General features: G+C 51.1%; 29 protein-coding genes and 2 tRNA genes. 10 read left to right on the top strand and 21 right to left on the bottom strand.

What is annotated here, in order from left to right; translation table 11 throughout:
- Nucleotides 1-14: 14 nt before the first annotated feature.
- The 3 genes from nusA to A7090_RS07915 form a co-directional block, all read right to left on the bottom strand.
- Nucleotides 15-1,502: a transcription termination factor NusA gene (gene nusA / locus A7090_RS07925; protein WP_105273599.1), complete on the bottom strand. Its 1,488-nt coding sequence runs from the start codon at nucleotides 1,500-1,502 to the stop codon at nucleotides 15-17.
- Nucleotides 1,503-1,529: 27 nt separating this feature from the next.
- Nucleotides 1,530-1,982 carry a ribosome maturation factor RimP gene (gene rimP / locus A7090_RS07920; protein WP_001300397.1) on the bottom strand — a complete coding sequence of 151 codons (453 nt, stop codon included), beginning with the start codon at nucleotides 1,980-1,982 and terminating at the stop codon, nucleotides 1,530-1,532.
- Nucleotides 1,983-2,189: 207 nt separating this feature from the next.
- Nucleotides 2,190-2,266: transfer RNA gene (locus tag A7090_RS07915), tRNA-Met, on the bottom strand.
- A gap of 348 nt (nucleotides 2,267-2,614) precedes the next feature.
- On the opposite strand from A7090_RS07915, the gene argG reads away from it, so the two are divergent.
- Complete coding sequence (argG, locus tag A7090_RS07910; RefSeq protein WP_105273598.1) at nucleotides 2,615-3,958, top strand: argininosuccinate synthase; 1,344 nt, start codon at nucleotides 2,615-2,617, stop codon at nucleotides 3,956-3,958.
- Nucleotides 3,959-4,260: 302 nt separating this feature from the next.
- Here the strand turns inward: argG and A7090_RS07905 are convergent.
- The 6 genes from A7090_RS07905 to rlmE all read right to left on the bottom strand — a co-directional run bounded on the left by A7090_RS07905 (nucleotide 4,261) and on the right by rlmE (nucleotide 9,853).
- Nucleotides 4,261-4,347: transfer RNA gene (locus A7090_RS07905), tRNA-Leu, on the bottom strand.
- Between the two features lie 14 nt (nucleotides 4,348-4,361).
- The gene (gene secG / locus A7090_RS07900; RefSeq protein ID WP_001295556.1) at nucleotides 4,362-4,694 is read right to left on the bottom strand and encodes a preprotein translocase subunit SecG; all 333 of its coding nucleotides are present in this window, start codon (nucleotides 4,692-4,694) and stop codon (nucleotides 4,362-4,364) included.
- A gap of 227 nt (nucleotides 4,695-4,921) precedes the next feature.
- On the bottom strand, nucleotides 4,922-6,259 hold the full coding sequence (gene glmM, locus A7090_RS07895; RefSeq protein WP_105273597.1) for a phosphoglucosamine mutase: 1,338 nt from the start codon (nucleotides 6,257-6,259) through the stop codon (nucleotides 4,922-4,924).
- A complete protein-coding gene (folP, locus tag A7090_RS07890; RefSeq protein WP_105273596.1) occupies nucleotides 6,252-7,100 on the bottom strand; it encodes a dihydropteroate synthase in 849 nt (282 codons plus the stop codon). The genes glmM and folP overlap by 8 nt, the downstream gene beginning before the upstream one ends.
- A gap of 89 nt (nucleotides 7,101-7,189) precedes the next feature.
- The gene (ftsH, locus tag A7090_RS07885) at nucleotides 7,190-9,124 is read right to left on the bottom strand and encodes an ATP-dependent zinc metalloprotease FtsH (protein ID WP_001107467.1); all 1,935 of its coding nucleotides are present in this window, start codon (nucleotides 9,122-9,124) and stop codon (nucleotides 7,190-7,192) included.
- A gap of 99 nt (nucleotides 9,125-9,223) precedes the next feature.
- Nucleotides 9,224-9,853 carry a 23S rRNA (uridine(2552)-2'-O)-methyltransferase RlmE gene (gene rlmE / locus A7090_RS07880; RefSeq protein ID WP_000145975.1) on the bottom strand — a complete coding sequence of 210 codons (630 nt, stop codon included), beginning with the start codon at nucleotides 9,851-9,853 and terminating at the stop codon, nucleotides 9,224-9,226.
- Nucleotides 9,854-9,978: 125 nt separating this feature from the next.
- Here rlmE and yhbY point away from each other — a divergent pair, with 125 nt between their 5' ends.
- Nucleotides 9,979-10,272 carry a ribosome assembly RNA-binding protein YhbY gene (yhbY, locus tag A7090_RS07875; protein WP_001054420.1) on the top strand — a complete coding sequence of 98 codons (294 nt, stop codon included), beginning with the start codon at nucleotides 9,979-9,981 and terminating at the stop codon, nucleotides 10,270-10,272.
- 155 nt (nucleotides 10,273-10,427) lie between these two features.
- On the opposite strand, the gene greA is transcribed toward yhbY, so the two are convergent.
- Nucleotides 10,428-10,904 carry a transcription elongation factor GreA gene (gene greA, locus A7090_RS07870; RefSeq protein ID WP_105273595.1) on the bottom strand — a complete coding sequence of 159 codons (477 nt, stop codon included), beginning with the start codon at nucleotides 10,902-10,904 and terminating at the stop codon, nucleotides 10,428-10,430.
- 247 nt (nucleotides 10,905-11,151) lie between these two features.
- On the opposite strand from greA, the gene dacB reads away from it, so the two are divergent.
- Nucleotides 11,152-12,585: a serine-type D-Ala-D-Ala carboxypeptidase gene (gene dacB / locus A7090_RS07865; RefSeq protein ID WP_105273594.1), complete on the top strand. Its 1,434-nt coding sequence runs from the start codon at nucleotides 11,152-11,154 to the stop codon at nucleotides 12,583-12,585.
- Nucleotides 12,586-12,771: 186 nt separating this feature from the next.
- Here the strand turns inward: dacB and cgtA are convergent, their stop codons facing one another.
- From cgtA to rplU, 4 genes are all read right to left on the bottom strand, one after another.
- Nucleotides 12,772-13,944: an Obg family GTPase CgtA gene (gene cgtA, locus A7090_RS07860; protein WP_000673561.1), complete on the bottom strand. Its 1,173-nt coding sequence runs from the start codon at nucleotides 13,942-13,944 to the stop codon at nucleotides 12,772-12,774.
- Nucleotides 13,945-13,959: 15 nt separating this feature from the next.
- Nucleotides 13,960-14,925, bottom strand: coding sequence for a DMT family transporter (locus tag A7090_RS07855; RefSeq protein ID WP_105273593.1), 966 nt, complete (start codon nucleotides 14,923-14,925; stop codon nucleotides 13,960-13,962).
- Nucleotides 14,926-15,051: 126 nt separating this feature from the next.
- Nucleotides 15,052-15,309: a 50S ribosomal protein L27 gene (gene rpmA, locus A7090_RS07850; protein WP_000940595.1), complete on the bottom strand. Its 258-nt coding sequence runs from the start codon at nucleotides 15,307-15,309 to the stop codon at nucleotides 15,052-15,054.
- 20 nt (nucleotides 15,310-15,329) lie between these two features.
- Nucleotides 15,330-15,641 carry a 50S ribosomal protein L21 gene (rplU, locus tag A7090_RS07845; protein ID WP_000271401.1) on the bottom strand — a complete coding sequence of 104 codons (312 nt, stop codon included), beginning with the start codon at nucleotides 15,639-15,641 and terminating at the stop codon, nucleotides 15,330-15,332.
- A gap of 260 nt (nucleotides 15,642-15,901) precedes the next feature.
- Between rplU and ispB the strand changes: the two genes are divergently transcribed.
- Complete coding sequence (gene ispB / locus A7090_RS07840; RefSeq protein WP_105273592.1) at nucleotides 15,902-16,873, top strand: octaprenyl diphosphate synthase; 972 nt, start codon at nucleotides 15,902-15,904, stop codon at nucleotides 16,871-16,873.
- A gap of 226 nt (nucleotides 16,874-17,099) precedes the next feature.
- Nucleotides 17,100-17,378 (top strand): DNA-binding transcriptional regulator SfsB, encoded by a 279-nt coding sequence (sfsB, locus tag A7090_RS07835; RefSeq protein ID WP_105273591.1) that lies wholly within the window; start codon nucleotides 17,100-17,102, stop codon nucleotides 17,376-17,378.
- Nucleotides 17,379-17,425: 47 nt separating this feature from the next.
- Here the strand turns inward: sfsB and murA are convergent, their stop codons facing one another.
- From murA to mlaF, 7 genes are all read right to left on the bottom strand, one after another.
- Nucleotides 17,426-18,685: a UDP-N-acetylglucosamine 1-carboxyvinyltransferase gene (gene murA / locus A7090_RS07830; protein ID WP_001603857.1), complete on the bottom strand. Its 1,260-nt coding sequence runs from the start codon at nucleotides 18,683-18,685 to the stop codon at nucleotides 17,426-17,428.
- Nucleotides 18,686-18,739: 54 nt separating this feature from the next.
- Entirely contained in the window at nucleotides 18,740-18,994 is a 255-nt protein-coding gene (gene ibaG, locus A7090_RS07825) for a BolA family iron metabolism protein IbaG (protein WP_000429656.1), read from the bottom strand.
- A 159-nt stretch (nucleotides 18,995-19,153) separates the two neighbouring features.
- Nucleotides 19,154-19,447: a lipid asymmetry maintenance protein MlaB gene (gene mlaB, locus A7090_RS07820; RefSeq protein WP_105273590.1), complete on the bottom strand. Its 294-nt coding sequence runs from the start codon at nucleotides 19,445-19,447 to the stop codon at nucleotides 19,154-19,156.
- Complete coding sequence (mlaC, locus tag A7090_RS07815; protein ID WP_105273589.1) at nucleotides 19,447-20,082, bottom strand: phospholipid-binding protein MlaC; 636 nt, start codon at nucleotides 20,080-20,082, stop codon at nucleotides 19,447-19,449. Before mlaC ends, mlaB begins: the two co-directional genes overlap by 1 nt.
- A gap of 18 nt (nucleotides 20,083-20,100) precedes the next feature.
- Entirely contained in the window at nucleotides 20,101-20,652 is a 552-nt protein-coding gene (mlaD, locus tag A7090_RS07810) for an outer membrane lipid asymmetry maintenance protein MlaD (RefSeq protein WP_105273632.1), read from the bottom strand.
- A 4-nt stretch (nucleotides 20,653-20,656) separates the two neighbouring features.
- Nucleotides 20,657-21,439, bottom strand: a complete 783-nt coding sequence (gene mlaE / locus A7090_RS07805; protein WP_000925795.1) for a lipid asymmetry maintenance ABC transporter permease subunit MlaE — start codon at nucleotides 21,437-21,439, stop codon at nucleotides 20,657-20,659.
- 7 nt (nucleotides 21,440-21,446) lie between these two features.
- Complete coding sequence (gene mlaF / locus A7090_RS07800) at nucleotides 21,447-22,256, bottom strand: phospholipid ABC transporter ATP-binding protein MlaF (protein ID WP_105273588.1); 810 nt, start codon at nucleotides 22,254-22,256, stop codon at nucleotides 21,447-21,449.
- Nucleotides 22,257-22,465: 209 nt separating this feature from the next.
- On the opposite strand from mlaF, the gene A7090_RS07795 reads away from it, so the two are divergent.
- Genes A7090_RS07795 through lptA form a run of 5 tightly spaced genes read left to right on the top strand, consistent with a single transcriptional unit; the run spans nucleotide 22,466 to nucleotide 26,128 of the window.
- Nucleotides 22,466-23,443 (top strand): calcium/sodium antiporter, encoded by a 978-nt coding sequence (locus A7090_RS07795; protein WP_105273587.1) that lies wholly within the window; start codon nucleotides 22,466-22,468, stop codon nucleotides 23,441-23,443.
- 13 nt (nucleotides 23,444-23,456) lie between these two features.
- A complete protein-coding gene (kdsD, locus tag A7090_RS07790) occupies nucleotides 23,457-24,443 on the top strand; it encodes an arabinose-5-phosphate isomerase KdsD (protein WP_105273586.1) in 987 nt (328 codons plus the stop codon).
- 20 nt (nucleotides 24,444-24,463) lie between these two features.
- Nucleotides 24,464-25,030 (top strand): 3-deoxy-manno-octulosonate-8-phosphatase KdsC, encoded by a 567-nt coding sequence (gene kdsC / locus A7090_RS07785; protein WP_024216026.1) that lies wholly within the window; start codon nucleotides 24,464-24,466, stop codon nucleotides 25,028-25,030.
- Nucleotides 25,027-25,602, top strand: a complete 576-nt coding sequence (gene lptC, locus A7090_RS07780; protein ID WP_105273585.1) for an LPS export ABC transporter periplasmic protein LptC — start codon at nucleotides 25,027-25,029, stop codon at nucleotides 25,600-25,602. The genes kdsC and lptC overlap by 4 nt, the downstream gene beginning before the upstream one ends.
- Nucleotides 25,571-26,128, top strand: coding sequence for a lipopolysaccharide ABC transporter substrate-binding protein LptA (gene lptA, locus A7090_RS07775; RefSeq protein ID WP_000669785.1), 558 nt, complete (start codon nucleotides 25,571-25,573; stop codon nucleotides 26,126-26,128). Before lptC ends, lptA begins: the two co-directional genes overlap by 32 nt.
- The last annotated feature ends 6 nt before the right edge of the window (nucleotides 26,129-26,134 follow it).

The raw sequence follows: 26,134 nt of genomic DNA, 5'->3' as shown, positions 1-26,134 counted from the left end.
CCTGCTACAGTTTATTACGCTTCGTCACCGAACCAGCAAATATTACGGGCAGCCATAATCAGTGCTCCGGCTTTTTCGTCGGTCAACCCTTCGATATCAGCCAGATCATCAATGCCCTGTTCGGCGAGATCTTCCAGCGTACAAACGCCACGGGCGGCCAGTTTGAATGCCAAATCACGATCTATTCCTTCAAGGTTCAGCAGATCGTCAGCCGGTTTGTTATCACCGAGGCTTTCTTCCTGGGCCTGTGCAATGGTGGCCAGTGCATTTTTAGCACGCTCGCGCAGTGCTTCAACGGTCGGCTCATCAAGGCCTTCGATTTCCAACAGCTCTTTCATCGGCACATAGGCCAGTTCTTCCAGCGTCGAGAAGCCTTCTTCTACCAGAACTGTCGCGAAGTCTTCGTCGATGTCGAGATATTTGGTGAAGGTGTCGATCGCTGCGTGCGCTTCCGCCTGATGCTTAGCCTGCAGGTCGTCAACGGTCATCACGTTGAGTTCCCAACCACTCAGTTGCGAAGCCAGACGCACGTTCTGACCGTTACGGCCAATCGCCTGCGCCAGGTTACCGGCTTCAACGGCGATATCCATGGTGTGTTTATCTTCATCCACCACGATAGAAGCAACGTCTGCTGGCGCCATTGCGTTAATCACGAACTGCGCCGGGTTATCATCCCACAGGACGATATCAATACGCTCGCCGCCCAGTTCAGTAGAAACCGCCTGAACACGCGCGCCACGCATACCTACGCAAGCACCTACCGGATCGATACGTTTATCGTTGGTTTTCACCGCGATTTTCGCACGAGAACCCGGGTCACGAGCCGCTGCTTTAATTTCAATCACTTCTTCGCCGATTTCCGGCACTTCAATGCGGAACAGTTCGATCAGCATTTCTGGCCTGGAACGGGTGACGAACAGCTGCGCGCCACGCGCTTCCGGGCGAACGGAATAGAGCACGCCACGAACACGGTCACCCGGGCGAAAGTTTTCACGCGGCAGCATATCTTCGCGCAGGATCACGGCTTCAGCGTTGTTGCCCAGATCCAGAGAGATGTTGTCGCGGTTTACTTTTTTCACCACGCCAGTGATGATTTCACCTTCGTGTTCACGGAACTGATCAACCACCATCGCACGTTCGGCTTCACGCACTTTCTGCACGATAACCTGTTTTGCCGTCTGGGTGGTGATACGGTCAAAGGTAACAGACTCAATCTGATCTTCAACGTAATCGCCCAGGTTCAGGCTTTCATCTTCATAACGTGCCGCTTCAAGGGTGATTTCCTTGGTCGGCTGGGTGACTTCATCAACAACTAACCAGCGACGGAAGGTGTCAAAATCACCGCTTTTGCGATCGATCTGTACGCGGACGTCGATCTCTTGTTCATATTTTTTCTTTGTTGCTGTCGCCAGCGCGCTTTCCAATGCTTCGAAAATCTTCTCGCGAGGTAGCGCCTTTTCATTGGATACGGCTTCAACTACAGCCAAAATTTCTTTGTTCATCGCGGGCTTTTCACCTCATCCAGACTATTAAAAGTGGGGAACCAGGTTCGCCTTCTGGATATTACTCAGCGCGAACACTTCATCTTTACCTTCGACGGTAACTGTGATCATTTCACCGTCTACCGCTTTGATAACGCCCTGCCATTTACGACGGTTTTGTACCGCCATACGGAGAACCAGAGTCACCTCTTCTCCGACAAAACGGGCGTAGTGTTCAGCCGTGAACAGTGGGCGATCGAGACCCGGTGAGGAGACTTCCAGGTTATAAGCAACGGTGATGGGATCTTCAACATCCAGCACAGCACTTACCTGGTGGCTCACATCAGCACAATCATCAACATTGATGCCATCTTCACTATCAATATAGATGCGCAGTGTGGATGTGCGACCGCGAATAAACTCGATGCCAACCAGTTCAAAACCCAGGGCCTCAACTGGCGCAGTAATCATCTCTGTTAATTTTTGCTCTAATGTGGACAAGCCCACCCCCAAGACATAAAAAAAGGGCCTAAAGCCCAGTTATTCTGTAGTCAGATAACAAAAAACCCCGATAAATCGGGGCTTTATATAACTGAACCCTATAACCGCAACTGCGGTCTGGAGCACTTTCCAGAAGGATTTTTTTCAAATCCCACTACGAAGGCCTAAGTCTTCACAGTATATTTGAAAAAGGACTCTAAGGGAAAGTGGTTGCGGGGGCCGGATTTGAACCGACGACCTTCGGGTTATGAGCCCGACGAGCTACCAGGCTGCTCCACCCCGCGCCTGAAACGTGGCAAATTCTACTCGTTTTGGGTAAAAAATGCAAATACTGCTGGGATTTGGTGTACCGAGACGGGACGTAAAATCTGCATGCATTATAGTGATCCACGCCTCATTTTGTCAACGTTTATTGCTAATCACGTGAATGAATATCCAGTTCAACTTTCATTTGTTGAATACTTGTGCCTTCTCCTGCGCTCCCTTAAGCGCATTATTTTACAAAAAACACACTAAACTCTTCCTGTCTCCGATAAAAGATGATTAAATGAAAACTCAGTTATTTTGCATAAAAATTCAGTGAGAGCGAAAATTCAGGCTCATCATCAGTTAATTAAGCAGGATGTTATTTTATGACGACGATTCTCAAGCATCTCCCGGTAGGTCAACGTATTGGTATCGCTTTTTCCGGCGGCCTGGACACCAGTGCCGCACTGCTGTGGATGCGACAAAAGGGAGCGGTTCCTTATGCATATACTGCAAACCTGGGCCAGCCAGACGAAGAGGATTATGATGCGATCCCTCGTCGTGCCATGGAATATGGCGCGGAGAACGCACGTCTGATCGATTGCCGCAAACAACTGGTAGCCGAAGGTATTGCCGCTATTCAGTGCGGTGCATTTCATAACACCACCGGCGGCCTGACCTATTTCAACACGACGCCACTGGGCCGCGCCGTGACTGGCACCATGCTGGTTGCTGCCATGAAAGAAGATGGCGTGAATATCTGGGGTGACGGCAGCACCTATAAAGGAAACGATATCGAACGTTTCTATCGTTACGGTCTGCTGACCAATGCTGAACTGCAGATTTACAAACCGTGGCTCGATACTGATTTTATCGATGAACTGGGTGGCCGTCATGAAATGTCTGAATTTATGATTGCCTGCGGTTTCGACTACAAAATGTCTGTCGAAAAAGCCTACTCCACGGACTCCAACATGCTTGGTGCTACACACGAAGCGAAGGATCTGGAATACCTCAACTCCAGCGTCAAAATCGTCAACCCGATTATGGGCGTGAAGTTCTGGGATGAGAGCGTGAAGATCCCGGCAGAAGAAGTCACAGTACGCTTTGAGCAAGGCCATCCGGTGGCGCTCAACGGTAAAACCTTTAGCGACGACGTAGAAATGATGCTGGAAGCTAACCGAATCGGCGGTCGTCACGGTCTGGGCATGAGCGACCAGATCGAAAACCGGATCATCGAAGCGAAAAGCCGGGGTATTTACGAAGCTCCGGGGATGGCGCTGCTGCACATTGCGTATGAACGTCTGCTGACCGGTATTCACAACGAAGACACCATTGAGCAGTATCACGCGCATGGTCGTCAGTTGGGCCGTTTGCTGTATCAGGGACGTTGGTTTGATTCCCAGGCGCTGATGCTGCGTGACTCCCTGCAACGCTGGGTTGCCAGCCAAATTACCGGTGAAGTTACCCTGGAGCTGCGCCGTGGCAATGATTATTCGATCCTGAATACCGTCTCAGAGAACCTGACCTACAAGCCAGAGCGTCTGACGATGGAAAAAGGCGACTCTGTGTTCTCGCCAGATGATCGTATCGGTCAACTGACCATGCGCAACCTGGATATCACCGATACCCGTGAGAAACTTTTCGGTTATGCCAAAACTGGCCTGCTCACCTCCTCTGCCGCTTCTGGCGTGCCGCAGGTGGAGAATCTGGAAAATAAAGTTAAGTAATCTCAGAATTTTCGTGATAAAGGCCGCCGATGCGGCCTTTTTTACGACCAATATAATGTGATTCGCATAACGATTTAGATCTCTGTTCCAGCAAAGCTGGTCAATATCATGAGTTCATTAATATCGCTTGTCGCATGCAAAACTGAAGCTGAACGAACTATTGCACCGGATTCGTTTGGCGTACGAAAGACTACGGAAATTGGTCAAGTTGATGAGTTTCAGGACGGGTCAACGTGTCAACGCTATTCAGGACGGGCATAATAACGAAAAAAGACGCTTTTCAGCGTCTCTTTTCTGGAATTTGGTACCGAGGACGGGACTTGAACCCGTAAGCCCTATTGGGCACTACCACCTCAAGGTAGCGTGTCTACCAATTCCACCACCTCGGCACGGATACTACTTTTTAGTTCGGGATATCGCTGGTCGGCTTAGCCGGAGCAGCAGGCTGAGTTTGTTCGGTTTTCGCCGGCGCACTCAGGTTTTCCCATTCGCTACCTTTATTGGTTTTGTTGCTATTAATGTTACCCAGCACCAGACTGATGATGAAGAATAACGTTGCCAGCAGCGCCGTCATGCGGGTCATGAAGTTACCAGAACCACTTGAACCAAACAGCGTAGCGGAAGCGCCTGCTCCGAAGGAGGCTCCCATATCAGCGCCTTTACCTTGTTGCAGCATGATCAGACCAACAAGGCCAATTGCCACAATAAGGAAAACTACTAAAAGAGCTTCGTACATAATCAACCTGTTCCTTGCGGAGTTGCCGCGTACCAATGCTTCAACCAATAAAGCGGGAGTTTTTAATCTTTCCCACTGAAGCGGGTGTGAATACTAACCAAAGCGAATGACCTTCGCAAGGGCAATTTTATCGCATTGTATCAACTGCGGAAAAAAACAGCAAAACCGATGTGTTCGCCGAGAAAAAAGGCGACAATCGCCGCCTTTTTAGCCAGTTATCTAACGCTTTAAACGGCTTTTACTGCATCGGCGATGCGGTGTGCAAATTCAGTCACCTGCGCTTCGTCTTCACCTTCGACCATCACGCGAATTAACGGTTCGGTACCGGATTTACGCAACAGCACACGTCCACGGCTACCCAGCGCCGCTTCAACTTCTGCGGTCACAGCTTTGACTGATTCATGCTCCAGCGGATCGCCGCTACCTGCGGTGTAACGCACGTTAACCAGAATCTGCGGGAACATTTTCATGCCGCTGCAAAGGTCGTGCAGGCTCATATGGTTACGCGCCATCGCCGCCAGCACCTGCAAACCAGCAACGATGCCGTCACCGGTAGTGGTTTTATCCAGCAGGATCACATGACCGGAGTTCTCTGCACCGATACGCCAACCTTTCTCCTGCATTTTTTCCAGTACGTAGCGGTCACCCACTTTCGCGCGCGCAAATGGAATACCTAGCTGTTTCAGGGCGAGTTCCAGCCCCATGTTGCTCATCAATGTCCCCACTGCGCCACCACGCAGCTGGCCCTGACGAAGACCTTCACGCGCGATGATATACATGATCTGATCGCCATCGACTTTATTGCCTTCATGGTCAACCATAATCACGCGATCGCCGTCGCCGTCAAAGGCAATACCGAGATCCGCCTTTTCTGTCAGCACACGGGCCTGTAGCGCGCGAACGTCGGTAGCCCCCACTTCGGCATTGATGTTTACACCGTTCGGCTCACAACCGATAGCGATAACGTTCGCCCCCAGTTCACGCAACACGTTCGGCGCAATGTGGTAAGTCGCACCGTTTGCGCAATCCACCACAATCTTCAGTTCACTGAGGCTAAGTTCGTTCGGGAACGTGGCTTTGCAAAACTCGATATAGCGACCCGCAGCATCAACGATACGGCTGGCTTTACCCAGTTCTGCCGAATCAACGCAGCTGATCTCTTTTTCCATTTCCGCTTCGATGGCCTCTTCTACCGCATCCGGCAGTTTGGTACCGTCGATAGAGAAGAATTTAATACCATTATCGTAGAACGGATTATGCGATGCAGATATCACAATCCCGGCTTCTGCGCGGAAAGTCCGCGTCAGATAAGCCACAGCCGGTGTTGGCATTGGACCGGTAAAGAGCGCAGAAAGACCGGCAGCCGCCAGACCTGCTTCCAGTGCAGACTCTAACATATAACCAGAAATACGCGTGTCTTTACCAATAATGATCTTACGAGAGCCATGGCGCGCCAGCACTTTACCCGCAGCCCAACCCAGCTTAAGTACAAAATCAGGTGTGATCGGCGCATCCCCTACACGACCACGAATCCCATCAGTACCGAAATATTTACGATTACTCATAGCGTTTGTTTTCCTTTGCAGACAGAGTGGCTTCCACCACCCGCATCGCTTCTACGGTTTCTTTGACGTCATGAACACGAATGATGTGCGCGCCTTGCATTGCGGCAATGACCGCACAAGCCAGACTACCGCTCAGGCGCTCGGACGGCCCCACGTTCAGCAGCTGCCCAATCATCGATTTTCGTGACATACCCACCAACAGCGGCAGGTTGAAATGGTGAAATTCAGCCAGGCGCGCCAGTAATGAATAGTTATGGGAGAGATTTTTACCGAAACCGAATCCGGGGTCGAGCAACAATTTCTCTTTTGCGATACCCGCCTGCTCGCAACGTGCTATTTGCTCAATAAAGTAGCGATTCACTTCCGCAAAGACATCGTCATACTTTGGGGCTTCCTGCATGGTCTTTGGATTTCCCTGCATATGCATCAGGCAAACGGGCAGACCGGTTTCTGCAGCAGCCTCCAGCGCCCCAGGTTCGGATAGGGAGCGGATATCGTTAATAATGTGAGCGCCGACTTTCGCTGACTCACGGATGACTTCGGGTTTAGAGGTATCAACCGAGATCCAGACTTCGAAGCGTTGAGCAATTGCCTCAACCACAGGAATAACACGTTGTAACTCTTCTTCAACGCTAACTTCCTCCGCCCCTGGGCGTGTGGACTCGCCACCAACGTCAATGATCGTCGCGCCAGCGTTGATCATCAGATTCGCATGTTTCACCGCATCTATCAGCGAGTTATGCGTGCCACCATCCGAAAATGAATCAGGCGTGACGTTGAGGATCCCCATTACGTGAGGATGGCTAAGGTCCAGTGAAGTGCCCTGGGCAAAGAGTTTCATGGTGTTATCCCTGGTATGAATTGATAAGAAAAAACCCCGGAGCACGCCCCGGGGTTTTTGGTACAAATACAGTCATCTGATACGGGAACTTACTTGTCGCCTAACTGCTCTGACATGGTGTTACCCGGGTTTGGCGTACGCGGTTCATCAACCGGACGCGGAGCCTTTGGACTACCATTGTCGCCAGAATTGTTAGAAGCGCCAGGTTCTTCCCAGCCCGCTGGTGGACGTACATCGCGACGTGCCATCAGGTCATCAATCTGCGGTGCATCAATAGTCTCATATTTCATGAGAGCATCTTTCATCGCATGCAGAATATCCATATTGTCGGTCAGAAGCTGACGCGCACGATTATAGTTACGCTCAATCAGTGCTTTCACTTCCTGGTCGATGATCCGTGCCGTTTCATCGGACATATGTTTTGCTTTCGCCACGCTACGGCCGAGGAACACTTCACCTTCTTCTTCCGCATACAGCAGCGGACCCAATTTCTCAGAGAAGCCCCACTGGGTCACCATATTACGTGCCAGGTTGGTCGCAACTTTAATATCGTTGGACGCACCGGTAGAAACATGTTCCGGCCCGTAGATGATCTCTTCTGCCAGACGACCGCCGTACAGCGTAGAAATCTGGCTTTCCAGTTTCTGACGGCTGGCGCTGATTGCGTCGCCCTCAGGCAGGAAGAAGGTCACACCCAGCGCACGACCGCGTGGGATAATCGTCACTTTGTGCACCGGATCGTGTTCCGGCACCAGGCGACCGATAATCGCATGGCCTGCTTCGTGGTAAGCCGTCGATTCTTTCTGCGCTTCCGTCATCACCATGGAGCGACGTTCCGCACCCATCATGATTTTGTCTTTCGCTTTCTCGAACTCAACCATCGACACAACGCGTTTGTTGCCACGAGCAGCGAACAGTGCCGCTTCGTTCACCAGGTTCGCGAGATCCGCACCGGAGAAACCAGGCGTACCGCGCGCAATGATTGCCGCGTCGATATCCGGTGCCAGCGGTACGCGACGCATGTGAACTTTCAGGATCTGCTCACGACCGCGAACATCTGGCAAGCCAACCACAACCTGACGGTCAAAGCGGCCAGGACGCAGCAGTGCCGGGTCGAGTACGTCCGGACGGTTAGTAGCTGCGATAACGATGATACCTTCGTTACCTTCGAAACCATCCATCTCAACCAGCATCTGGTTCAGCGTCTGCTCACGTTCATCGTGACCACCACCCAAACCTGCGCCACGCTGGCGGCCTACGGCGTCGATTTCATCGATAAAGATGATGCACGGTGCTGCTTTCTTCGCCTGCTCGAACATGTCACGAACACGTGATGCCCCCACACCGACGAACATTTCTACGAAGTCAGAACCGGAGATAGTAAAAAACGGAACTTTCGCTTCGCCAGCAATCGCTTTCGCCAGCAACGTTTTACCGGTACCCGGAGGACCGACCATCAGGACGCCTTTCGGGATCTTACCGCCGAGTTTCTGGAAGCGGCTCGGCTCGCGCAGATACTCAACCAGTTCAGCAACTTCTTCTTTTGCTTCGTCGCAGCCCGCAACGTCAGCAAAAGTCGTTTTGATCTGATCTTCCGTCAGCATGCGCGCTTTGCTCTTACCAAACGACATGGCACCTTTGCCACCGCCGCCCTGCATTTGACGCATGAAGAAGATCCAGACACCAATCAGCAACAGCATCGGGAACCAGGAGATAAAGATAGAAGCCAGCAGGCTTGGTTCTTCAGGCGGTTCACCGACAACTTTGACGTTCTTGGTCAACAGGTTATCCAGTAATTTCGGATCCTGAACCGGAATGTAAGTGGTATAACGGTTACTATCTTTCTTGGTAACGTTAATTTCACGTCCGTTGATACGCGCTTCACGAACCTGGTCGTTATTGACCTCTTGTAGGAAGGTAGAGTAATCCACCTTACGGCCATTAGACTCGCTGGGCCCAAAGCTCTGGAATACTGACATCAGCACAACGGCAATGACCAGCCAGAGTATTAGGTTTTTAGCCATGTCACTCAAGGGATTAACCTCTTATTACAACTGTGTTAAAAACAGCGTCAGGATACTCTATATCCAGCATCTTTCAAACTTTCGTCTGAAATCTCCCGGTTAGGGTTTACGCCCGGTCGCTACAATATACACTTCCCGCGAACGTGCACGAGAAGAGTCCGGCTTACGAACTTTGACCTTCGTAAACAGGGAGCGAATTTCCCTTAGATACTCATCGAAACCTTCGCCCTGGAACACCTTCACTACAAAACTGCCACCTGGCGCTAATACATCACGACACATCTCTAGCGCCAGTTCCACCAGATACATGGCACGGGGAATATCCACCGCCGGTGTTCCGCTCATGTTTGGTGCCATATCAGACATGACAACCTGGACTTTGCTGTCGCCAACGCGCTCCAGCAATGCTTTCATCACCAGTTCATCACGAAAATCGCCCTGAAGAAAGTCCACACCAACGATAGGATCCATAGGTAAAAGATCGCAAGCGATGATGCGGCCTTTACCGCCAATTTGGGTGACCACATATTGTGACCACCCCCCCGGGGCAGCGCCAAGGTCGACAACCGTCATTCCCGGTTTAAAGAGTTTGTCACTTTGCTGTATTTCATCAAGTTTAAACCAGGCACGGGAACGTAACCCCTTTTTCTGTGCCTGTTGAACATATTTATCGCTAAAGTGTTCCTGAAGCCAGCGACTGGAGCTGGCAGAACGCTTCTTACCTGTCATTTAACTTTCCCATTGGGATAACTCATCGTAACCAATTGCGTAAATTTTTACGCGCCGATTTGGCGATATATGGGAGATGGCGGTAGAATGACCCGTTTTCAATCCCAACGTAAGCAAAAAATACGATGAATCTGAGTACTAAACAAAAACAGCACCTGAAAGGTCTGGCACATCCGCTCAAGCCAGTTGTTCTGCTTGGCAGTAATGGTTTGACCGAAGGGGTACTGGCCGAGATTGAACAAGCGTTAGAGCACCATGAACTCATCAAGGTGAAAATCGCCACCGAAGATCGCGAAACTAAAACCTTGATCGTGGAAGCTATCGTGCGCGAAACCGGCGCCTGTAATGTACAGGTCATCGGTAAAACGCTGGTGCTTTATCGCCCAACTAAAGAACGTAAAATCTCGCTGCCACGCTAAGATTATCCTAAAGTTACACACATTTGCTGTGTAAAACGAGGGGTTTTCCGCAGGCAGGAGAGCAAAATGCCACGCTCTGTTCGTTGATAAAAGGCCGCATAGCGGCCTTTTTCCTTTCTTTACAATACATCAACATCTTGAGTATTGGGTAATTCTTACAGGTATTCCACCTTGATGACTTCAAATTCTACTTCGCCGCCCGGCGTTTTGATGACCACAACATCATCTTCTTCTTTGCCGATCAGGCCACGAGCAATGGGTGAGTTTACAGAAATCAGGTTCTGTTTAAAGTCAGCTTCGTCATCGCCAACGATGCGATAAGTCTGTTCTTCCTCAGAATCCAGATTCAACACCGTTACGGTAGCACCAAAAATCACACGGCCATTGTTGGGCATTTTGGTGACATCAATTACCTGCGCGTTCGACAGCTTGGCTTCAATGTCTTTGATACGGCCTTCGCAGAAGCCCTGCTGTTCACGAGCTGCGTGGTATTCGGCGTTCTCTTTCAGGTCGCCATGTTCACGCGCTTCCGCGATAGCAGCAATAATTTCAGGACGGCGCACAGATTTCAGAAAATCCAGCTCTTCGCGTAATTTTTCAGCGCCGCGTAAGGTCATCGGAATAGCTTGCATTTGTTATACCTCTTGAATATTCCTGATGGGGTGAGTCTCCACCCACCCCGGCTGTTCGGCCTGCCCGGCATAACTCCTCACCGGGACCAGAAGCAAAAAAATACCGACCCGGATACAAGTCCCAGGTCAGCTACAATTCACATTTTGATAGTCATTTTACCCTGAAGTTCCCGAAGGGTCATCGTTTACTTTATAGGGCGTTGCGCCGTAGTATGACGACTCGATTCCAGGTTGTTAGCGCGAGATTATGCGATTTTCCAGATTTATCATTGGATTGACCAGCTGTATAGCGTTCAGTGTTCAGGCCGCGAATGTTGATGAGTACATTACTCAACTCCCCGCAGGCGCCAACCTTGCTCTTATGGTGCAAAAAGTCGGCGCGTCGGCCCCCGCTATTGACTACCACAGTCAGCAGATGGCACTGCCCGCCAGTACGCAGAAAGTGATTACTGCGCTGGCGGCGTTGATTCAACTCGGCCCCGATTTTCGTTTTACCACTACGCTTGAAACCAAAGGCAACGTGGAAAACGGCGTACTTAAGGGTGACTTAGTGGCGCGATTTGGTGCCGATCCGACATTAAAACGTCAGGATATTCGCAATATGGTCACGACGTTGAAAAAATCTGGCGTCAACCAAATCGATGGCAATGTGTTGATAGATACCTCCATTTTCGCCAGCCACGATAAAGCCCCCGGCTGGCCATGGAATGACATGACACAATGCTTTAGCGCTCCACCTGCTGCCGCCATAGTTGACCGCAACTGTTTCTCCGTCTCGCTATACAGTGCCCCAAAACCTGGTGATATGGCTTTTATACGCGTGGCATCTTATTACCCCGTTACGATGTTCAGCCAGGTTCGCACCCTTCCCCGTGGCTCTGCCGAAGCGCAATACTGTGAACTGGATGTCGTACCAGGCGACCTGAACCGCTTTACGTTAACGGGATGCCTGCCACAACGTTCTGAGCCGCTCCCGTTGGCTTTTGCCGTGCAGGATGGCGCCAGCTATGCCGGTGCAATTCTGAAAGATGAGTTAAAACAGGCAGGTATCACCTGGAGCGGAACACTGCTACGCCAGACTCAGGTTAACGCCCCCGGAACGGTAGTTGCCAGTAAACAGTCGGCTCCGTTGCACGATCTGCTTAAGATTATGCTGAAAAAGTCGGACAACATGATCGCCGATACGGTTTTCCGCATGATTGGTCATGTGCGCTTTAACGTGCCCGGAACTTGGCGGGCCGGGTCGGACGCCGTACGTCAGATCCTGCGCCAGCAAGCCGGTGTCGATATTGGTAACACCATTATTGCCGATGGTTCAGGGCTTTCGCGGCATAACCTGATTGCCCCCGCCACGATGATGCAGGTGCTGCAATATATTGCCCAACACGACAACGAACTTAACTTTATCTCCATGCTGCCGCTGGCGGGCTATGACGGCTCTTTGCAGTACCGTGCAGGTCTGCATCAAGCGGGGGTGGATGGCAAAGTCTCAGCGAAAACGGGGTCGTTGCAGGGGGTGTATAACCTGGCGGGATTCATTACCACGGCGAGCGGGCAACGAATGGCGTTTGTACAATATCTTTCTGGCTATGCCGTAGAACCAGCAGATCAGCGTAATCGCCGTATTCCATTAGTGCGTTTTGAAAGCCGGTTGTATAAAGATATTTATCAGAATAATTAGTTTAAAGAGAAACCCCGGCGCATGACCGGGGTTTCAGATTATTGACAAAGTGCGCTTCGTTTATGCCGGATGCGGCGTGAACGCCTTATCCGGCCTACAAAATCGTGCAAATTCAATATATTGAAATTCTCTTGTAGGCCTGATAGACGTAGCACATCAGGCTTATTTGGCGTTTATCATCAGTGATTAACGCTTGTAAATGAACTCAACGCCTTCTTCGTCGTCTTCGTCCCAGTCGTCATCCCAGTCTTCATCATCCTCTTCAGCAATCTCTTCAAGCTGCTGACGGTGATAATCATCCCACATGAATTCGACTTTCTCAGGCTGTTTCGCTTCTTCTGCCTGCACGACCGGGTTTTCAATGATAAAGGTCATCACATCCCAGCAGAGATCTTTCACGCCCAGTCCGCTTGCTGCAGAGATCAGATAATATTTATCTTCCCAGCCCAGCGCCTCAGCGATCGCTTTCGCTTTCTCTTCAGCTTCTGCCTTATCCAGCAGATCGATCTTGTTGAAGACTAACCAACGCGGTTTCGCCGCCAGATCCTGGCTGTATTTTTCCAGCTCGCTGATAATAATACGCGCGTTTTCAACCGGATCGGTGCCGTCAATCGGATCGATATCGATAAGGTGCAACAGTACGCGGCAACGTTCCAGGTGCTTCAGGAAGCGAATACCCAGACCTGCGCCTTCCGCAGCACCTTCAATCAGCCCAGGAATATCGGCAACAACGAAGCTTTTCTCGTTGTCCATTCGTACCACTCCCAGACTTGGTACCAGCGTGGTAAACGGATAATCTGCCACTTTCGGTTTAGCCGCCGATACCGCGCGAATAAAGGTCGATTTACCCGCGTTTGGCATCCCCAACATACCGACGTCAGCCAGCAGCATCAGCTCCAGCAGCAGCTCGCGCTTATCACCCGGCGTACCGTTGGTTTTCTGCCGTGGAGTACGGTTAACCGATGATTTGAAGCGGGTATTGCCCAGACCGTGCCAGCCGCCCTTGGCAACCAGCAGACGCTGACCGTGTTTGGTCATATCGCCCATGGTTTCGCCGGTCCCCTGATCGATAACGCGCGTACCAACCGGCACTTTAATCGTGACGTCTTTACCGCGCTTACCGGTACAATCGCGGCTTGCGCCGTTCTGACCGCGCTCTGCACGGAAAGATTTTTCAAAACGATAATCGATAAGCGTGTTCAGGTTCTCGTCGGCTTCCATCCATACGTCACCACCATCACCACCGTCACCGCCATCCGGGCCGCCTTTCGGAATATACTTTTCGCGGCGGAAGCTCACGCAACCATTACCGCCATCACCTGCAACGACCAGAATCGATGCTTCATCAACAAACTTCATTTTATTCTCCGTAAATCATTCGCCTGCGCGGGGTTGCGATACCACCGTTGTATGCTTACGTAATCCGCCCCAAATACGATGACCAATGGCGGAATACATCGCGCCCGCAACCACGACAAACGCACCGAGATAACCTAAAAGGTTTAACATCGGTCTGGCGAAGAAATCGGGCCAGGCCAGTGATAAAAGATCTGAAAAAAACAGCGTAAACAGTGGGGTGAGCGTGATGATCGCGCTCACCTGCGCTGCCTGCCAGCGAGCCATCGCTTCCGCCAGGGCGCCATATCCTACCAATGTATTCAGTCCGCAAAAAATTAAACATGCGAGCTGCCAGTGGCTAAGCTGCGCTATCACCCCAGGCTTTGCCAGAGGGAAAAGCGCGATTGTACATAAAGTGTACAACAAAAACAGGATCTGCGGTGAGGCCAGCCGACGCAATAAAACCTTTTGCGCCACGCCATAACTCACCCAAACCGTCGCCGCACCGACCCCAAAGATAACTCCCCAGGTGTAATCGGTGAGCTTTGTAAATATCTCAACCAGACTGGTGTTAAAAAACATTACCAGGCCACTCAGGAGCATCAAAGCCCCCACAACCTGAGTGCTGCGCATTTTCTCTTTCAGGATAAATACGCTGGCAACCATCATGCCAACCGGCGAGAGTTGCCCAATCACCTGCGAAGCGGTCGGGCTCAGGTATTGCAAGGACGAGCTGAACAGAATGAAGTTCCCAAACAGTCCGGCGGTCGCCACTGCTAACAAAATCAACCAGCGTGGCTTACGAAACACGCGTAATGGCGGCAACCTCTTCTTCACCGCAAGAATGGCACCAAGGCCAATACTCGCTATCAAGAAACGGTAAAACACGATTGTCGGAGGTTCCATCACCTCCAGCACCTGCTTCATTGCGATTGGCAGCGCCCCCCAACAAATTGCTGTGGTGAGCGCCAAAAGAATGCCAATGCCTGCCTGCTGCTTCATACCGTATTCCCTGCAAAGCACATTTGCGGATTAACGCCGCACGATGCACATTTTTACCGGTTATCGAATGTAAAAAGCCCCGCAACACGTTGCGGGGCTTTCATCCGTTACCGGGACGCGAAAAACTTATTCAGCTTCGATGCTGATGAATTTACGGTTTTTCGGGCCTTTAACTTCGAATTTCACTTTACCGTCTGCTTTAGCAAACAGAGTGTGGTCACGACCGCAACCTACGTTAGCGCCAGCGTGGAATTTGGTGCCACGTTGACGAACAATGATGCTACCCGCCAGAACGGATTCACCACCGAAACGCTTAACGCCCAGGCGTTTAGCTTCTGAATCGCGACCGTTACGTGTGGAGCCGCCAGCCTTTTTATGTGCCATTTGAAATCTCTCCTCAGGTCTTAGGCGCTGATGCCAGTAATTTTCACATCAGTGAACCACTGACGATGGCCCTGCTGCTTACGATAGTGTTTACGACGACGGAACTTAACGATTTTAACTTTCTCGCCACGACCGTGAGCAACAACTTCAGCTTTGATTACGCCGCCATCAACGAAAGGAACGCCGATTTTGACTTCTTCACCGTTTGCGATCATCAGCACTTCAGCGAACTCAACAGTTTCGCCAGTTGCGATGTCCAGCTTTTCCAGGCGAACGGTCTGACCTTCGCTTACTCGGTGTTGTTTACCACCACTTTGGAAAACCGCGTACATATAAAACTCCGCTTCCGCGCACACCTTTTCAATGATTCAGAGTGCGCTATAAAAATATTCACAATAGGGCGCGAATATTACGCAAAACGTACGCCTTTGACAAGTGCTACAGTCAATACACGAAGAAAAAAAACACAACTTGTACGGTAACGTTTATCTGTGCCATTTTTTCAGTACAATCACCCTATATTCCTAACCATAAACCCTAAGTTGCCTTTGTTCACAGTAAGGTAATCGGGGCGAAAAGCCCGGCTTTTGCGATGAATTTAGAAAAAATCAATGAGTTAACCGCGCAAGATATGGCGGGTGTTAATGCGGCAATTCTCGAGCAGCTTAATTCTGACGTCCAACTGATCAATCAGTTAGGCTATTACATCGTCAGCGGCGGCGGTAAACGTATTCGCCCGATGATTGCTGTACTGGCTGCACGAGCGGTTGGCTATGAGGGAAATGCGCATGTCATCATTGCTGCCCTGATCGAGTTTATCCACACGGCGACTCTGCTACACGACGACGTTGTGGATGAATCAGATATGCGCAGGGGTAAAGCTACCGCCAACGCCGCATTTGGCAATGCCGCCAGCGTGCTGGTTGGCGATTTTATTTATACCCGCGCGTTCCAGATGATGACCAGCCTCGGTTCGCTCAAAGTGCTGGAAGTCATGTCAGAAGCCGTAAACGTCATCGCAGAAGGTGAAGTTCTGCAACTGATGAACGTTAACGACCCGGACATCACTGAAGAAAACTACATGCGCGTTATCTATAGCAAAACCGCGCGTCTGTTTGAGGCTGCCGCGCAGTGTTCCGGGATTCTGGCTGGCTGTACGTCGGAGGAGGAGAAAGGCCTGCAGGATTATGGGCGCTATCTCGGCACCGCTTTCCAGTTGATCGACGATTTGCTCGATTACAATGCCGATGGCGAACAGTTGGGTAAAAACGTCGGCGACGATCTGAACGAAGGTAAACCGACACTGCCGTTGCTGCATGCGATGCATCATGGCACACCAGAACAGGCACAGATGATCCGTACCGCCATTGAACAGGGTAACGGTCGCCATCTTCTGGAACCGGTTCTGGAAGCAATGAACGCTTGTGGATCTCTTGAATGGACGCGTCAGCGTGCCGAGGAAGAAGCAGACAAAGCCATCGCAGCGTTACAGGTGCTCCCGGACACCCCGTGGCGAGAGGCTCTCATCGGCCTCGCGCATATCGCGGTCCAACGCGATCGTTAATCCCTTCGCCTCATCCCGCGCAGTGCGCGGGATGGCTCCAGTAAATTCCATAAAAACACTTATTCAGCGTAATAATGTCTGAAAACTAGTGCATACATCTTTATATATTCTGAATATTCACATCCTTTACAGGAACTTTTTAGAGCAAGCCGCCATCAGGAGTATAGTAATACGCAACAGAACATTCGTTCTGAATGATAGCGACTAACTTAAGGAGTGAGGAAAGATGGAAAGTAATTTCATTGACTGGCATCCCGCAGACATCATTGCGGGTTTGCGCAAGAAAGGAACGTCAATGGCGGCAGAATCTCGCAGAAATGGTTTGAGTTCCTCTACGTTGGCGAACGCATTATCGCGCCCCTGGCCGAAAGGAGAGATGATTATTGCAAAAGCCCTGGGAACTGACCCCTGGGTTATCTGGCCATCACGCTACCATGATCCGCAGACGCATGAGTTTATCGACAGAACACAGTTGGTGCGTAGCTACACTAGACCGAAAAAATAAGTGCTCTGGCGGTAGCCCCGCGAACGGGGCTGCCAGCTCTCAGACGATTACTCGCCTTTCACACGCTCAATATTTGCACCTAAAGCGCGCAGTTTGTCTTCAATGCGTTCGTAGCCACGATCGATGTGATAAATACGATCAACCACCGTCGTCCCTTCTGCAATACAACCAGCCAGCACCAGGCTCGCTGAAGCACGCAAATCGGTTGCCATAACCTGTGCGCCAGAAAGCTTTTCAACACCGTGACAAATAACGGTATTGCTTTCAATTTCGGCATGCGCGCCCATACGACTCAGCTCTGGCACATGCATAAAGCGGTTTTCAAAGACCGTTTCGGTGATGAATCCGGTGCCTTCTGCCACCAGGTTCAACAGCGTGAACTGGGCCTGCATATCGGTCGGGAATGCCGGATGCGGCGCGGTACGTACGTTAACTGCCTTCGGACGTTTGCCATGCATATCCAGGCTAATCCAGTCTTCGCCGACGTCGATGTCCGCTCCAGCGTCACGCAGTTTCGCCAGCACGGCGTCCAGAGTATCTGGCTGCGCGTTACGGCAGATAATTTTGCCGCGAGAGATCGCCGCCGCCACCAGGAAAGTACCGGTTTCGATACGATCAGGCAGCACGCGATAGACACCGCCGCCTAAACGTTCCACACCTTCGATAACGATACGATCGGTGCCCTGACCGCTAATTTTCGCACCCAGCGTGATCAGGAAGTTCGCGGTATCGACGATTTCCGGTTCACGCGCTGCGTTTTCAATAATCGTGGTGCCTTCTGCCAGGGTTGCAGCACACATGATAGTCACCGTTGCGCCAACGCTGACTTTATCCATCACGATATGTGCGCCTTTCAGACGACCGTCGACGGAAGCTTTAACGTAACCTTCTTCCAGTTTGATGGTCGCGCCTAATTGTTCGAGGCCAGAAATGTGTAGATCAACCGGACGCGCACCGATCGTACAACCGCCAGGCAGTGAAACTTGCCCCTGACCAAAGCGTGCTACCAGCGGCCCCAGCGCCCAGATAGAAGCACGCATGGTTTTAACCAGATCGTAAGGTGCGCAGAATACATTAACGTCGCGGGCGTCAATATGCACAGAACCATTACGTTCTACTTTCGCACCCAGCTGGCTTAGCAGCTTCATTGATGTATCGACGTCTTTCAGTTTTGGGACGTTCTGGATCTCTACCGGTTCTTCTGCCAGTAGTGCAGCAAAAAGGATAGGCAGAGCAGCATTTTTAGCGCCGGAAATTGTGACTTCGCCCTGGAGCTTCGTTGGCCCCTGAACACGAAATTTATCCATTTAGTTTGTTCTCAGTTAACAATTCATATCCGCTACCGGCGAATCGCCCATAGCTCAAAAGCCGTTCAGTTTGCGATCGCGCGCCCACTCCGCAGGGGTATACGCTTTGATCGACACAGCATGAATGCGGTTATCCGCAATATATTCCATCAGCGGACCATAGACCGTCTGCTGTTTTTTTACCCGACTCATGCCATCAAACAACTCACCCACGGCAATAACCTGAAAATGGCTGCCATCGCCGGAAACGTGGACTTCCTGGAGGGAGAGAGCGTTCATCAACACGCTCTGAATTTCATTATTTTCCATGGGATCTTCAATCATCAGTTAATAAACCAGCGAAACATCTTAGAGCAAAGTTACGCTGGCATAAATAAGCAAAAAGCCTCGCTGATAAATCAGACAAGGCTCAACTTGCAGGCTGGTTTGCCGGACAGGCGGTTAACGCCATATCCGGCCTGAAAAAATTTAACGAGGCAGAACATCAGCAGGCAAATTATACAATTTTGCCAGGGTATACACTTTGTCGTTTACCCCCTGAAGCGTCACGTTAGTGCCCTGCTTTTTCGCCAGATCAATAAGATGGAGCAGTAGCGCCAGTCCACCCGTATCAACGCGGGATACACGGCTAAGATCGATGGAGGTCATCCCCTTCACCGCCTCCTCACGCATTTCCCAAAGCGGTAACAGAACGTCCTGATCCAGCTCTCCGGATAACGCCAGTGTGTCACCCGTCTGCATCCAGCTCAGTGACTCGCTCATTATTTTTTCTCTTCCAGAGTAATTTTCTGTTGAGCAATCGATTTCAGTTGCGCAGTCAAACCGTCAATACCTTTGGTACGCAGCAGCGTTCCCCACTCGTTTTGTTTGGTGGTGATCATGCTGACGCCTTCGGCAATCATGTCGTAAGCCTGCCAGTTGCCCGTCTGGGAGTTTTTACGCCACTGGAAGTCCAGACGCACCGGCGGGCGGCCATTCGGGTCAATAATGGTAACGCGAATAGGCACAATGGTTTTATCACCCAGCGGCTGTTCTGGCGCTATCTGATAGGTTTGACCGTGATACATCGCCAACGCCTGACCGTAAGCCTGCTTCAGGTACTCACGGAAAGCAGCAAAGTAAGCATCACGTTGAGCTGGAGTTGCACTCTTGTAATACTGGCCCAGCACCAGCGCACCGGCGTATTTCACCTGTACGTATGGCAGCAGTTCCTGATCAACAATGGTGCGTAGGTAGTCCGGGTTGGCCCGAATTTGCGGTTGCTCATTCTTCAGGCGATCGAACGTTTTCTGCGCCGCCTCGTCCATCAGCTTATACGGATTGGTCTGGTCTGCCGCGGTTGCCGCACTCAGCGGTGCAATCACCAGCAACGCGACCATCATTAAACGTTTAAACATGCGTCGGTTCTCCTGAAATTATTTCGTTGTACTCACAGGTTCAGTGGTTTCATTATTACCTGGCACAGAAGCTGGCGCATCTCCACTATTCTTATTGTCATCGCCTTTACTGCCGTAAAGGAACTGACCAATGAGATCTTCCAGCACCATCGCAGACTTGGTGTCCTGAATGGTATCGCCATCCTTCAGGATAGCAGTCCCCAGTTCCGGATCTTCAAAACCGACGTTTAATGCCAGATATTGTTCCCCCAGCAGACCAGAAGTACGAATGCTTAGCGAACTGGTATCAGGAATATGGTTATAACGTTGCTCAATTTCCAGCGTCACGCGCGGCAGATAGGTTTTCGGGTCCAGCGTAATATCTGCCACCCGGCCCACTACAACGCCACCAATGCTAACCGGAGAGCGTGCTTTCAGGCCGCCAATGTTATCGAACGTCGCATAAAGCGTGTAGGTTGGTTCAGTTCGCATGGACGTCACGTTTGCCACCTTCAGGCAAACAAACAGCGCCGCCAGCAGTGCTGCTAATAAAAAGATACCCACCCAAATTTCATTTTTTTTCGTTTGCATGAACTCAATTCCCAAACATCAATGCGGTCAGCACAAAATCCAGCCCCAGAACAGCCAGAGACGAGTGGACAACGGTGCGAGTGGTTGCCCGGCTAATCCCGGCAGACGTCGGGATTGCGTCGTAGCCGTTAAACAACGAAATCCACGTCACCGTAATGGCGAACACCACGCTCTTGATCAGACAGTTGACCAGATCCATACGCCAGTCGACGGCATTTTGCATTGCCGACCAGAAGAATCCGCTATCAATGCCTTTCCAACTGACGCCGACCAGCGAGCCGCCCCAGATCCCCACGGCGACGAAGATGACCGTCAGCAGTGGTAATGAAATAACCCCAGCCCAGAAACGGGGAGAAATAACCCGACGCAACGGGTCTACTGCCATCATCTCCATACTGGAGAGTTGCTCCGTAGCGCGCATCAGGCCGATTTCTGCGGTTAGCGCCGAACCAGCACGCCCGGCAAACAACAACGCGGCAACCACCGGCCCCAGTTCACGCAGTAGCGATAACGCCACCAGCATACCCAGGCTGGTTTCCGCACTATAAGTGGTCAGAACCAGATAACCTTGCAGACCCAGCACCATTCCGATGAACACGCCAGAAACCACAATAATCAGCATCGACAGGACGCCAACATTATAGAGCTGACGCACCAACAGTGGCGCATGTTTGCGAAATTCCGGTTTGCCGACCAGCGCATTGAATAACATTAACCCGGCCCGCCCGAACGTTCTCAGGGTTTTAATCCCTTTATGTCCGAGCGACGCCAGCGCATTTAACAGCATGAGTGGCTTAACTCCCTGGTAAAAGATCAGCGTGATAATCGCCGGCAGGATAACGGAATGGAACAGGCCCGTCAGCTATCCCGTCCAGAAATTGACGTACGCGCGGATCAGGATTCGCCTGCAACGCCTGGGCACTGCCATGCGCGACAATTTTTTTGTCTGCCAGGATCCAGGCGTGATCCGCAATACTTAATACTTCCGGCACATCGTGAGAAACCACCACACAAGTCACGCCCAACGCGCTGTTCAACTCAGAAATCAGCTTCACCAGCACGCCCATCGTGATCGGATCTTGCCCAACAAAGGGTTCATCAAACATGATGAGATCCGGCTCCAGGGCAATCGCACGCGCCAGCGCTGCACGCCGCGCCATCCCACCGGAAAGTTCTGAAGGCATAAGTTTAGCCGCGCCACGCAGCCCAACGGCCTCCAGCTTCATCATCACCGTACTATGCAACAATGGCGCGGGAAGTTGGGTATGTTCGCGCAGTGGATAGGCGACGTTGTCAAATACGTTCATATCAGTGAACAACGCCCCGGACTGAAATAACATGCTCATCCGTTTGCGCACGGTATACAGGCGCGAACGAGACATCGCCGGAATATTCTCACCATCGAAAAGGATCTCACCATGATCTGGTGCGATTTGCCCGCCAATCAGACGGAGTAGCGTCGTTTTACCGATGCCCGATGGCCCCATGATCGCCGTGATCTTCCCTCGCGGCACGGTCAGGGAAATATTCTCGAAGATGCAGCGATTGCCACGCGTAAAACTGACATCGCGCATATCGACTAAATTCGCCACAGACTGCTCCATAATTCACCCTTCGTCTTGCGTTGATTTTATAAGCATGGCGCTCAATTTAACCTTGAACCCAACATATTTACAGAATATTACCCACCGTGGTTAGCGAAAGCTGGCATTTGTTTTACTTTTTAGCCGCATAAAGTCAAAATTAAGAATCTGTTACGGCTTTCTGAAAATCTTCAGCGGACCGGCGAGTATACCTGAAGAAAGGACGTTAGATGCTTTTAGCTACGGCACTGTTAATTGTTGGTTTACTTTTGGTCGTTTACAGTGCCGACCGCCTGGTTTTTGCCGCGTCCATTCTTTGCCGAACCTTTGGCATCCCGCCGCTGATCATCGGCATGACGGTGGTCAGTATTGGTACATCGTTACCAGAAATCATCGTCTCGCTTGCCGCGTCACTGCACGAACAACGCGATTTAGCCGTTGGTACAGCCCTCGGCTCAAACATTATCAATATATTGCTGATCCTCGGCCTGGCTGCGCTGTTTCGTCCTTTTACCGTCCATTCCGATGTTCTGCGCCGTGAATTGCCCTTAATGTTGTTGGTCAGCGTGGTGGCCGGTTCCGTACTCTATGACGGACAACTCAGTCGCAGCGATGGTATCTTTCTCCTCTTTCTGGCTGTGCTATGGCTGCTGTTCATTGTTAAACTTGCACGTCAGGCTGAACGTCAGGGGAGTGACAGCCTGGCCAGAGAGCAGCTTGCAGAGCTGCCGCGTGAAGGTGGATTGTCCGTCGCGTTTTTATGGCTCGGCATTGCGCTGATCATCATGCCAGTGGCCACGCGGATGGTGGTTGATAACGCCACGGTGCTGGCGAATTACTGTGCCATCAGCGAGTTGACGATGGGTCTGACGGCTATTGCTATCGGAACCAGCCTGCCGGAACTGGCAACCACAATAGCGGGAGTTCGCAAAGGTGAAAACGACATTGCTGTCGGGAATATCATTGGCGCAAATATTTTTAATATTGTCATCGTGCTGGGTTTACCCGCGCTGATAACGCCTGGAGAGATTGATCCACTGGCGTACAGTCGTGACTACAGCGTGATGTTGCTGGTGAGCATTATTTTTGCGTTGCTGTGCTGGCGGCGCTCCCCGCAACCGGGCCGTGGTGTAGGGGTATTATTAACTGGCGGATTTATCGTATGGCTGGCGATGTTGTACTGGTTATCGCCAATACTCGTTGAATAACTGGAAACGCATTATGTCGCACGTAGAGTTACAACCGGGTTTTGACTTTCAGCAAGCAGGTAAAGAAGTCCTGGCGATTGAACGTGAATGCCTGACGGAGCTTGATCAATACATCAATCAGAATTTCACGCTTGCCTGTGAAAAGATGTTCTGGTGTAAAGGGAAAGTTGTGGTCATGGGGATGGGGAAATCGGGGCATATTGGACGCAAAATGGCGGCAACGTTTGCCAGCACCGGTACACCTGCATTTTTCGTCCATCCTGGTGAAGCCGCGCATGGCGATTTAGGTATGGTTACCCCGCAGGACGTGGTGATTGCTATCTCTAACTCTGGTGAATCCAGTGAAATCACGGCCTTAATTCCAGTGCTTAAGCGTCTTCACGTGCCGTTAATCTGCATCACCGGTCGCCCGGAGAGCAGCATGGCGCGCGCCGCAGATGTGCATCTGTGTGTTAAAGTAGCGAAAGAAGCCTGTCCGTTAGGGCTGGCGCCGACCAGCAGCACCACCGCCACGCTGGTCATGGGCGATGCCCTCGCCGTTGCGCTGTTAAAAGCACGCGGCTTTACTGCTGAAGATTTTGCGCTCTCACACCCCGGCGGCGCACTGGGTCGTAAACTTCTGCTGCGCGTAAACGATATTATGCATACGGGCGATGAGATCCCGCATGTTAAGAAAACGGCCAGCCTGCGTGACGCGTTGCTGGAAGTTACCCGCAAAAATCTTGGTATGACTGTCATTTGCGATGACAATATGGTGATTGAAGGCATCTTTACCGACGGTGATTTACGCCGTGTCTTCGATATGGGCGTGGATGTTCGTCAGTTAAGTATTGCCGATGTGATGACGCCGGGGGGAATACGTGTGCGCCCTGGCATTCTGGCCGTTGAGGCACTGAACTTAATGCAGTCCCGCCATATCACCTCCGTGATGGTTGCCGATGGCGACCATTTACTCGGTGTGTTACATATGCATGATTTACTGCGTGCAGGCGTAGTGTAAAGATTCAAGGATAAACAACAATGAGCAAAGCAGGTGCGTCGCTTGCGACCTGTTACGGCCCTGTCAGCGCCGACATTATGGCAAAAGCAGAAAACATTCGTCTGCTGATCCTCGACGTCGATGGCGTTCTGTCAGATGGCCTGATTTATATGGGCAATAACGGCGAAGAGCTGAAAGCGTTCAATGTTCGTGACGGTTATGGCATTCGTTGTGCGCTCACCTCTGATATTGAAGTCGCTATCATTACCGGGCGAAAGGCTAAACTGGTAGAAGATCGCTGTGCCACATTGGGGATCACTCATTTGTATCAGGGGCAGTCGAATAAACTTATCGCCTTTAGCGATCTGCTGGAAAAACTGGCGATCGCCCCAGAAAATGTGGCTTATGTCGGCGATGATCTCATCGACTGGCCGGTAATGGAAAAAGTGGGCTTAAGCGTCGCCGTGGCCGATGCACACCCACTGTTGATCCCGCGCGCCGATTACGTGACGCGCATTGCTGGCGGGCGTGGTGCAGTGCGAGAAGTTTGCGACTTATTACTCCTGGCGCAGGGCAAACTGGATGAAGCCAAAGGGCAATCGATATGAGTAAAGCCAGACGTTGGGTTATCATTGTGCTATCACTGGCGGTTCTGGTGATGATCGGCATTAATATGGCCGAAAAAGACGACACCACCCAGGCGGTCGTCGACAACAATGATCCCACCTATAAAAGCGAGCATACGGACACGCTCGTCTATAACCCAGAAGGGGCACTAAGTTATCGATTGATTGCTCAACACGTTGAATATTATTCCGATCAGGCCGTTTCGTGGTTTACGCAGCCGGTACTTACCACGTTTGATAAGGATAAAATCCCGACATGGTCCGTAAAAGCAGATAAAGCCAAACTGACCAATGACCGGATGCTCTATTTATATGGACACGTTGAAGTCAACGCCCTCGTGCCGGACTCTCAACTTCGCAGAATCACGACGGATAACGCGCAGATCAATCTGGTGACGCAGGATGTTACCTCTGAAGACCTCGTCACGTTATACGGAACAACATTTAACTCCAGCGGTCTGAAAATGCGCGGCAACTTACGCAGCAAGAACGCCGAGCTGATTGAAAAGGTTAGAACATCCTATGAAATTCAAAACAAACAAACTCAGCCTTAATCTTGTGCTTGCCAGCTCACTTCTGGCCGCCAGCATTCCGGCATTTGCCGTAACCGGAGACACTGATCAGCCGATCCACATTGAATCGGACCAGCAATCTCTTGATATGCAAGGCAACGTGGTTACCTTTACCGGTAATGTCATCGTCACTCAGGGCACCATCAAAATTAATGCCGACAAAGTGGTCGTTACCCGTCCGGGCGGCGAACAAGGTAAAGAAGTAATTGACGGCTACGGTAAACCGGCAACGTTCTACCAGATGCAGGACAACGGTAAACCCGTTGAAGGTCACGCTTCCCAGATGCACTACGAACTGGCAAAAGATTTTGTCGTTCTGACGGGTAATGCTTATCTGCAGCAGGTCGATAGCAACATTAAGGGCGATAAGATCACTTACCTGGTGAAAGAGCAGAAAATGCAGGCTTTTAGCGATAAAGGTAAGCGTGTAACGACCGTTCTGGTGCCATCGCAGTTGCAGGACAAAAACAACAAAGGCCAGACCCCGGCACAGAAGAAGGGTAATTAATTCGTT

It is taken from the genome of Escherichia sp. MOD1-EC7003, assembly GCF_002965065.1.
GTDB lineage: Bacteria > Pseudomonadota > Gammaproteobacteria > Enterobacterales > Enterobacteriaceae > Escherichia.
This window is presented reverse-complemented; position numbering and strand designations above follow the sequence as displayed.